The sequence below is a fragment of the Nioella sp. MMSF_3534 genome, from assembly GCF_030732985.1.
Lineage (GTDB): Bacteria > Pseudomonadota > Alphaproteobacteria > Rhodobacterales > Rhodobacteraceae > Nioella.
In genome coordinates this window covers 1-9,088 of the sequence record NZ_JASHJX010000081.1, presented here as the reverse complement: position 1 = coordinate 9,088, position 9,088 = coordinate 1, and the positions used below count along the sequence as shown (strand labels likewise).

10 protein-coding genes and 1 other RNA gene are annotated in these 9,088 nt (G+C 65.0%); 6 read left to right on the top strand and 5 right to left on the bottom strand.

The window, feature by feature from the left end; all coding sequences use genetic code 11:
* The first annotated feature begins 21 nt into the window (after positions 1–21).
* The 5 genes from cueR to RBB16_RS20050 all read left to right on the top strand — a co-directional run bounded on the left by cueR (position 22) and on the right by RBB16_RS20050 (position 4,407).
* A complete protein-coding gene (gene cueR / locus RBB16_RS20070; protein ID WP_306047807.1) occupies positions 22–408 on the top strand; it encodes a Cu(I)-responsive transcriptional regulator in 387 nt (128 codons plus the stop codon).
* Between the two features lie 162 nt (positions 409–570).
* On the top strand, positions 571–1,437 hold the full coding sequence (locus RBB16_RS20065) for a xanthine dehydrogenase family protein subunit M (RefSeq protein ID WP_306047806.1): 867 nt from the start codon (positions 571–573) through the stop codon (positions 1,435–1,437).
* On the top strand, positions 1,434–1,916 hold the full coding sequence (locus RBB16_RS20060) for a (2Fe-2S)-binding protein (protein ID WP_306047805.1): 483 nt from the start codon (positions 1,434–1,436) through the stop codon (positions 1,914–1,916). Before RBB16_RS20065 ends, RBB16_RS20060 begins: the two co-directional genes overlap by 4 nt.
* Positions 1,916–4,162, top strand: coding sequence for a xanthine dehydrogenase family protein molybdopterin-binding subunit (locus RBB16_RS20055; RefSeq protein WP_306047804.1), 2,247 nt, complete (start codon positions 1,916–1,918; stop codon positions 4,160–4,162). Before RBB16_RS20060 ends, RBB16_RS20055 begins: the two co-directional genes overlap by 1 nt.
* A complete protein-coding gene (locus RBB16_RS20050) occupies positions 4,162–4,407 on the top strand; it encodes a MoaD/ThiS family protein (protein WP_306047803.1) in 246 nt (81 codons plus the stop codon). The genes RBB16_RS20055 and RBB16_RS20050 overlap by 1 nt, the downstream gene beginning before the upstream one ends.
* Before the next feature lie 184 nt (positions 4,408–4,591).
* Here RBB16_RS20050 and rnpB read toward each other — a convergent pair.
* The 5 genes from rnpB to gatC all read right to left on the bottom strand — a co-directional run bounded on the left by rnpB (position 4,592) and on the right by gatC (position 8,175).
* An RNA gene (rnpB, locus tag RBB16_RS20045) (RNase P RNA component class A) lies at positions 4,592–5,007 on the bottom strand.
* Between the two features lie 33 nt (positions 5,008–5,040).
* Complete coding sequence (locus RBB16_RS20040; RefSeq protein ID WP_306047802.1) at positions 5,041–5,700, bottom strand: N-acetylmuramoyl-L-alanine amidase; 660 nt, start codon at positions 5,698–5,700, stop codon at positions 5,041–5,043.
* Entirely contained in the window at positions 5,697–6,371 is a 675-nt protein-coding gene (locus RBB16_RS20035; protein WP_306047801.1) for a hypothetical protein, read from the bottom strand. Before RBB16_RS20035 ends, RBB16_RS20040 begins: the two co-directional genes overlap by 4 nt.
* A 32-nt stretch (positions 6,372–6,403) precedes the next feature.
* Positions 6,404–7,888 carry an Asp-tRNA(Asn)/Glu-tRNA(Gln) amidotransferase subunit GatA gene (gatA, locus tag RBB16_RS20030; RefSeq protein ID WP_306047800.1) on the bottom strand — a complete coding sequence of 495 codons (1,485 nt, stop codon included), beginning with the start codon at positions 7,886–7,888 and terminating at the stop codon, positions 6,404–6,406.
* A complete protein-coding gene (gene gatC / locus RBB16_RS20025) occupies positions 7,888–8,175 on the bottom strand; it encodes an Asp-tRNA(Asn)/Glu-tRNA(Gln) amidotransferase subunit GatC (RefSeq protein WP_127560572.1) in 288 nt (95 codons plus the stop codon). Before gatC ends, gatA begins: the two co-directional genes overlap by 1 nt.
* A gap of 169 nt (positions 8,176–8,344) precedes the next feature.
* On the opposite strand from gatC, the gene RBB16_RS20020 reads away from it, so the two are divergent.
* Positions 8,345–9,037 (top strand): metal-dependent hydrolase, encoded by a 693-nt coding sequence (locus tag RBB16_RS20020; protein ID WP_306047799.1) that lies wholly within the window; start codon positions 8,345–8,347, stop codon positions 9,035–9,037.
* The last annotated feature ends 51 nt before the right edge of the window (positions 9,038–9,088 follow it).

Genomic DNA, 9,088 nt, shown 5'->3' with positions numbered 1-9,088 from the left:
CGCCGAATAAGGAGCCACCCCATGAATATCGGAGACGTGGCCGAACAGTCCGGCCTGCCCCCCAAGACGATCCGCTACTACGAGGATATCGGTCTGGTGACCCCGCAACGCGCCGCCAACGGCTATCGCAGCTTTCGGGACAGCGACCTGCACAAGCTGACCTTTCTGGGCCATGCCCGCTCGCTCGGGTTTTCCATCGAGGATTGCCGGGCCCTGTTGGCGCTCTACGAGGATGAGACCCGTGCCAGCAGCGATGTGAAACGGATCGCGCAAGGGCATTTGGCGCGGATCGACCAGAAGATCAAGGATCTGGCCGCGATGCGCGATACGCTGTCCCACCTGGTACGGGAATGCGCGGGCGATGACCGGCCCGATTGCCCGATTCTGCAGGGGCTGGAAGGCGGCTGAACGTTCCCGATCCGCGCCTTTCCGCCACGATCCGGCGCGCGAAGGTCTGCCTGCGACGCGGAAAAGTCGCGCGTGGTGGATCGACATTTCCAAATGCATTGCTAGTCTGACCCCAAGACGCCGAAACGGCCAAGGCCCCGGCGCGAAGATCAGGGAGATGACATGAACTATCATAGTCCTTCGAGTTTCGAAGAAGCCTCGGCCATTGCCGCAGGCGCAAGCGGGACCACGCGGTTCCTGGCCGGTGGAACGGATGTGCTGGTACAGCTGCGCGCCGACATCGTGACGCCCGACGACCTTATCGACATCAAGCACATCCCCGGTGTGAAAGAGATTTCGCGCACCGAGGATGGCGGTTGGCGCATCGGTGTGGCCGTGGCGGGAGCCGAGATGACGGAATGCGCCGATCTGTGCGCCGACTGGCCCGGTGTGGTCGAGGGGATGGACCTCATCGGCTCCACCCAGGTGCAGGGCCGCGCGACGCTGGTTGGGAACCTGTGCAACGGCTCGCCCGCTGCCGACAGCGTGCCCGGCATGATCGCGGCAGGCTGCACCGTCACGGTGACCGGTCCTGAAGGCAGCCGCGAGGTCGCGGTGGAGGATATCCCCACAGGCCCCGGCAGGACGGTGCTGGCCAAGGGGGAGCTGATCACCGGCGTGACAATCCCTGCGCGGGGTGAACACGGCGGCGATGCCTATCTGCGCTTCATTCCGCGCACCGAGATGGATATCGCCGTTGTGGGTTGTGCGGTGAACCTGCGGCTCGACGGCGATACGATTACCGAGGCGCGTGTCTCCCTAGGTGCGGTCGCGCCCAAAGCCCTTCTTGTAGAAGAAGCGGCCAATGCCATCATCGGCACCACGCTGGATGACGCGGCGCTCGATGCGCTGGCCGCAGCGGCCTCTGCCGCCTGCAACCCCATCGACGACAAGCGCGGCACCATCGAGTTCCGCACCCATGTGGCCGGCGTTCTGGCCAAACGGGCCGCGAAAATCGCCTACGCCCGCGCGAAAGGAGAAAGCGCATGAGCAAGCGTATCCATGTCAGCACAACGGTAAACGGCGACGAGGCCGATTTCCTCTGCGACCCGCGCGAAACCCTGCTCGACTGCCTGCGCGATCATCTTGGCGTAATGGGCGTCAAGGAAGGCTGCGGCACCGGCGATTGCGGCGCTTGTAGCGTCACGTTGGACGGGCGGCTTGTCTGCTCCTGCCTTGTTCTGGGGGTTGAGGCCGAGGGCAAAGAGGTCGGCACCGTCGAAGGCATGGCCGCGGGCGAGGTCCTGCACCCGCTGCAACGCAAGTTCATCGAACATGCCGCCCTGCAATGCGGGATCTGCACGCCGGGCATTCTGGTCGCGGCCAAGACCCTGCTGGAGCGGAACCCCGACCCCACGGAAACCGAGCTGCGCTATTGGCTGGCGGGCAACCTCTGCCGCTGCACCGGTTATGACAAGATCATTCGCGCCGTGATGGATGCGGCGGCGGAAATGCGGGAGGCATCGTAATGGCTCTGGACGGACAAAAGACCGCTTACAAGTATATCGGCACCACCCCCAACCGCCCCGACGGTCTGGACAAGGTCACGGGCCGGGCGCGCTATGGCGCGGATATCTCTGTGCCCGGTATGCTGCACGGCGCAGTGGTGCGTAGCCCCCATGCCCATGCCAAGATCGTCAAGATCGACGCAACCAAGGCGCTGGCGATGGAGGGCGTGAAGGCCGTCATCACCCGCGCCGATTTCCCCGAGGGGCTGGAAGGCGAGGACTGGGACCTGCAGGAAAACTGCATGGCCGGTGAAAAGGCGCTTTATGACGGCCATGCCGTTGCTGCCGTCGCCGCAACGACGCCGCTCTTGGCCCGCGATGCAGCGAAGCTCATCGAGGTGACCTACGAAATCCTGCCCCATGTCACTGACGTGGATGAGGCAATGAAGGACGGCGCGCCGGTCATCCGTGAAGGGGCCGCCGATTTCTCCGTCCCCGAAGGCATGCACCCGAACGTGGTGCGCTATTTCGACTCTGGCCGGGGCGATCTGGACAAGGGCTTTGCCGAGGCCGACCTGATCATCGAGCGCAGCTTCACCACCGAGGCCGCGCATCAGGGCTATATCGAACCCCATGCCTGCCTTGGCCAGATGGGCGCTGATGGGCGCGGCGAGCTTTGGGTCTGCACCCAAGGTCATTGGTTCATGCGCCGCATGTCCACCGCAGTACTGGGCATCGAGACCACGAATATCCGCGTCACCCCGTCCGAGATCGGCGGCGGCTTCGGCGGCAAGACCACGATCTTCATCGAACCCCTGTCACTGGCGCTGAGCCGCAAGGCAGGCGGCAAGCCGGTGAAGATGGTGATGAGCCGCAACGAGGTGCTGCGCGCCACCGGGCCGACCGCATCCGCCTCTATGGATGTCAAGATGGGCATGACAAAGGACGGCAGGATCACCGCCGCACACGGCACCTTCCGCATGCAGGGCGGGGCCTTTGCCGGTGCACCGGTCGACGTGACCACCATGCTCGCCTTCGCCAATTACGACATCGAGCATGTGCATCACATCGGATATGACGTGATCACCAACCGCCCCCGTCAGGCCGCATACCGCGCGCCGGGGGCTCCGATGGCGGCCTTCGCCACGGAAAGCGTGATTGATGAGCTCTGCCGGGAACTGGGGCTCGACCCGATCGACACGCGGTTGAAGAACGCCGCCAAGGAAGGCACCCGTGCGACCTTCGGGCCGAAATACGGGCCGATTGGCTTTGTGGAAACGCTGGAGGCCGCCAAGGCGCATCCGAATTACTCTGAGCCGCTCGGCCCCAATCAGGGGCGCGGGGTGGCGTCGGGCTATTGGATGAACTGGGGCGGCGAAACCTCTGCCTCGGTGGCGATTTCCGAGGATGGGTCGGTCACCGTGTCGGTCGGCACCCCCGATATCGGCGGCAGCCGAGCGTCCATGGCGCTGATGGCGGCAGAAGCCTTTGGCATTCCTTACGAAAACGTGCGGGTGAACATCTCGGACACCGGCGCGCTCGGCGTGAATGAGCCCACCCATGGCAGCCGCGCGACCTATGCGTCGGGGCTGGCTACGATCCGCGCGGCGGAGGAATGCATCGGCAAGATGTGCAAACGCGCCGCCGATAAATGGGGCATCGACGCCGAGGCCGTGGTCTGGGAAGACGGCTGCGCCAAACCATCCGGCCCCAATGCCGGGGAGTTCCCGCCGATGACCATCGCCGAGATTGCGGGCGAAATGGGTGGCACCGGTGGTCCGATCTCTGGCCACTATGAAGACAGCCCCGCGGGCTTCTCGGGCAGCTTCGGCACCCATGTGGTGGATGTGGAGGTCGACCCGGACACCGGCCGCACCACGATCCTGCGCTATCTGGTGGTGCAGGACGCGGGCAAAGCCATCCACCCCGCCTATGTCGAGGGTCAGTTCCAGGGCGGTGCCGCACAGGGCATCGGGTGGGCGCTGAACGAGGAATATGTCTATGGCGAGGACGGACGGCTGCAAAACCCGGTCTTCCTCGACTACCGCGTTCCCGTCGCCTCGGACCTGCCGATGATCGACACGGTGATCGTCGAAGTGCCCAATCCCGGCCACCCCTATGGCGTGCGCGGCGTGGGCGAGACCGGCATCACGCCCCCCCTGCCCGCCGTGGCCAACGCGGTGCGCGATGCCACCGGCAAACGCATCTGCAAACTGCCCTTGCGCCCGTCGCGGGTTCTGGCCGCGATCCAGGGCAAGGAGGTCTGATGGCAGAGCTGCACCTGTGGTCAGGGCTGCGCGCCCTGGCCGACGGGAAAGAGATGGTGGAGATCGAGGGCGCAACCGTGGGCCAGATTCTGGACGGGCTGGTCGCGGCCTATCCGGGGCTGGAACCGGCGCTGAAACGCGGCGTCTCGGTGGCGGTGGACGGGCAGATCGTACCCAATAGCCGCAATCACCCGGTCAAGCCAGATAGCGAAATCTTCCTGTTGCAGAAACTGGCAGGCGGCTAGGCGGCGGTCGGGTGCGCCCCGTCATCTGGCTGACGCTGAACGGTCCGGGCCGGAAGGAAGCCAATCGGCAACGAAACTCTCGGCCCCGGTTTCGGGCTTCTTCTTGGCTGTTGGCAGGAACTTAGCCCTATTGGGTCCGCACCCGGATCGACGCCGACAGGCGTCGACACCATTGGTGACAGATTTGCGCGGAGGGCCTGTAAGCCGGATTCTGTCCCCCGCGGGTTTCCCCGCGGATCGATGACCATTCCTCTAGGCCTGCGATTGCCCGCAGGCTCCAGCTGCCAACCCGGACCTCTCGGGCTGAAGCGACCCTGTGACAGGCACGCGAGGTCCCTATTTGGCGTTGCTCCCGGTGGGGCTTGCCGTGCCGGTCCTGTTGCCAGTCCCGCGGTGGTCTCTTACTCCACCGTTTCACCCTTACCGCCGGCGGTATCGGTTGCCCGACCGGCCCGGAGGCGGTTTCATTTCTGTGGCGCTTTCCGTCGGATTCGGGTGAGTTTCCCCGCCCTTCTCCGCCCGGGCGTTACCCGGCACCGTTGCTTCAGGGAGTCCGGACTTTCCTCGAAGGTTTCCCCTCGCGGCCATCCAGCCCTCCGCGCCATCGCGACCTAGGGGCGTGCGGGGGGAAGGTCAAGCCCGTCCGGCAGGGAAACGCGTGGCCAGATCGGCCATGATCCCCATGTCACGGGCATCGAGCGGCCCCAGGTGACCGGGACGAAAGCGCAGGCGGAGCGTGGTCAGCAACAGGTCATCCTCCATCTCGGGGTAGCCAAACCGCGCGGCATCAGCGCGAAACCGGGGCCAATCCACGGCGATTTCCAGTGGCTCCGGCCAGATCGACAGCCCCTGCCGGGCGAGCCTTTGCCAGTCGAAGCGCGGGCCGGGGTCGATCTTGCGCCCCGGCGCCATGTCGGAATGGGCGATGATGCCCTCAGGGGGTATCATCCAACGCGAGAGAATACCCGGCAACAGCGCCTCCAGCGCCGCCATTTGGCGCGCAGCGAAGGGCGTGCACCCGGTATTGGACAGCTCGATCCCGATGGACCGGGAATTCACGTCGCCGCGCCCGGCCCAGGCCCCCGCCCCCGCATGCCAGGCGCGCATGTCTTCCTCGACCAGCGCCATGACCTCACCCGCTTCGGAAATCAGGTAGTGGGCCGACACCTCGCGCGCGGGGTCACAGAGTGCGCGTGCCGCGGCCTCGCAGCTTTCCATGGCGGTGTAATGCAGAACGACCAGTTCCGGCGTCAGCCCGTCGCGGCGGGGGCCGAAATTAGGCGAGCGGATCACTGGTTGCGGGCAGCCGCAGCGGCGTCACGGTAAACGGTCGGATCCCATCCGCAGGCATAGCCGTCGCCATCGGGGTCGAGCGCCTGCCGGTCCCGCTCAGGCCCGCCCATGGACAGGAATGCCTCCTGCGCCAGGTCGTCGGACCGGTAGGCCAGGCAATTGCGCTCATGCCGCCCCTGCCCGAAAGGAGAGCGACGGAAAACCTGATTGCCCACGGGATTCGAAGTTGTCAGCGCGTATTCGATGATATTGGGGCCGGTCGCGCCGGGGCGGTCGGGCACCGCCGTGGGAGCAATCTCGACCCGCTGTTCCTGCATGCGCTGCAGGCGTTCGGCGTCGCTTTCGATGGATTCCCGGCCCGCGACGGCTTCGAAATCCTGCTCGTCCGAGATGCTGGAATTGCCGCCAACGCGCTGCGCTGGCGCGGGTGTCACGCCTTCGGCCTCGTCAATCGCGCCTTCGGCAAGGGCCGCTATATCGGTGCGCTCCTCGCGCGCCGGGGGCAGAACGGTCTGTGGCTGGCGACCCGCCAGAGCGGCATCGCGTTCGGCCCGTTCCTGCGCCAGATGCTGGTTGTAGTCACCGAACCCGACGCCGCGCGCATCCTCGGGCTGGGACGCGCAGGCCCCAAGCAGCAGGAGCGTCAGCCCCGTCATCGCAAGTCGTCGCATCTGCCCACCCTCGATCGTGTTTTGTCAGGCTTTTACCACCATTTGGCGGGTTTCGCCACAAACTGGGCTGCGTTTTCCAGCGCGTAGGCGGTGTTCAGCAGATCGCCCTCTTCCCACGGGCGACCGATCAGCTGCAGGCCAAGCGGCAGCCCCTGCCTGTCCAGTCCGGTGGGAACAGCCACGCCGGGCAGACCGGCAAGGTTCACGGTGACGGTGAAGACATCGTTGAGATACATCTCGACCGGGTCCGAGACCTCTTTGCCAAGCTCGAAGGCCGCAGAGGGGGTCGCGGGGGTCAGGATGCTGTCGACACCCGCTGCAAAGACATCGTCGAAGTCCTTCTTGATCAGCGCGCGCACTTTGCGGGCGCGGTTGTAGTAGGCGTCGTAGAACCCCGCCGACAGCACATAGGTGCCCACCATCACGCGGCGCTTGACCTCGGGGCCAAACCCTTCGGCGCGGGTCTTTTCATACATCTCGGTGATGCCGTCGCCCTGCGCCAGCTTCGCCCGGTGGCCAAAGCGCACCCCGTCATAGCGGGCAAGGTTCGAGGACGCCTCGGCAGGCGCGATCACGTAATAGGTGGGCAGCGCGTATTTGGTGTGCGGCAGGCTGATGTCGCGGATCTCGGCGCCCGCGTCCTTCAGCATCTCGGCGCCCTGATGCCAGAGCTTCTCGATCTCCTCGGGCATCCCGTCCATACGGTATTCCTTGGGGATGCCGATGACCTTGCCGCGAATGTCGCCGGTCAGCATCGCCTCGAAATCCGGGACCGCCAGATCGGCGGAGGTGCTGTCCTTCGGGTCATGACCCATCATCGCGCGGCCCATGATGGCCGCGTCGCGCACCGTCTTGGTCATCGGCCCCGCCTGATCGAGCGAGGATGCAAAGGCAACGATGCCCCACCGGGAGCAGCGCCCATAGGTGGGTTTGAGCCCCACGGTGCCGGTAAAGGCGGCGGGCTGGCGGATTGAACCGCCGGTATCGGTACCCGTCGCAGCAAGGCAGAGGTCAGCCGCCACGGCAGAGGCAGACCCACCGGAGGAGCCACCGGGCGTCAGCAGGTCGTCGCCATTGCCAGCTTTCCAAGGGTTCACCGCGTTGCCATAGACCGAGGTTTCGTTCGACGAGCCCATGGCGAACTCGTCCATGTTGAGCTTGCCCAACATCACCGCGCCCGCGTCTTTCAGCTGGCCCGAAACGGTCGATTCATACTGCGGCAAGAACCCTTCGAGGATCTTCGACGCGGCCTGAGACGGCACGCCCTCGGTGCAGAAGAGATCCTTGATGCCCACGGGGATGCCGCACATATCAGGGGCGTCCCCTGCAGCGACCCGCGCATCGGCGGCCTTGGCCCGCTCCAGCGCAAGCTCGGGTGTTTTATGCGCGAAGGCACCGAGTGCGTCAGCGCCGTCAATGGCGGCCAGACAGGCCTCGGTCAGCGCGACGGAGGTGGTTTCACCCTTGCGCAGCGCGTCGCGCGCCTCGGCGATGGTCAGCTTGTTGAGATCGGACATTATTCCACCACCTTCGGAACCGCGAAAAACCCTTCCCGTGCATCGGGCGCATTGGCCAGAACCTTGGCCTGCTGATTGCCGTCAGTCACAACGTCCTCACGCCGTTTCAGGCGCATGGGCGTGACCGAGGTCATCGGCTCCACGTCATCGACATTCAGTTCCTGCAATTGCTCGATAAAACCGAGGATCGCGTTGAACTCACCCGCCAGCGCGGGCAGGTCTTCCTCTTCCACCTTGATCCGCGCGAGCTTGGCGACGCGGGCGGCGGTTTCGATGTCGATGGACATGGGGCGTTGCACCTTCGGACTTGAGCAATCTGGATCGGGCACGGGTTTACCGGGCAAGGCGCAGGGCCGCAAGCGCCTGCATGAGCGAATTCCGGCGAAACCCGTTTGACGACGCTCCGGCAGCGGCTAACCTTGCCCCCTGAATGATCCAAAATCGGGGAGAGGACAAATGAACATCATCTGGCTCGGGCATGGCAGTTTCCGGATCGAGATCGCAGGACAGGTCCTGCTGGTCGATCCCTGGTTCACCGGCAACCCGGTCTTCCCCGAGGACCGCAAGGCAGAGGCGATTGCCGGGGCCACCCATATCCTGCTGACCCATTGTCACTTCGACCACGTGGCCGATGTGCTGGATCTAGCAAAGGATCTGGGGGTGCCGGTCGTGGGCCAATATGACCTGATGGGGCATTGGGCCGAAAACGAAGGCATCGAGACCGTCGGCTTCAACAAGGGCGGCACGGTGATGTTGAGCGATGTGGCGGTGACGATGGTGAACGCGGTGCATTCGTCGAGCTTTGGCACGCCCGATGGCCCGAAATGGGGCGGGACCGAATGCGGCTTCATGATCGCGGGCGAAGGCCGGGTGATCTATTTCTCAGGCGATACGGATGTGATGGCGGATATGGGCGTCTTCGCCGACCTGCATGCGCCCGATATCGGCATTCTGGCCGCAGGCGGGCATTTCACCATGGATATGAGGCGGGCGGCCTATGCGGCGAAAGAATTCTTCGACTTCAAGACCGTGATCCCCTGCCATTACCGGACCTTCCCGATCCTGGAACAATCCGCCGAGGTTCTGGCCGCAGCCCTGCCCGGTGTCGATGTGATCGAGCCGGAGGTGATGGAAGCGATTGCGCTGTAAGGGATGTCGAATGGCCTTCGGCCATCCGATCCGCGGGGGCTCTGCCCCCGC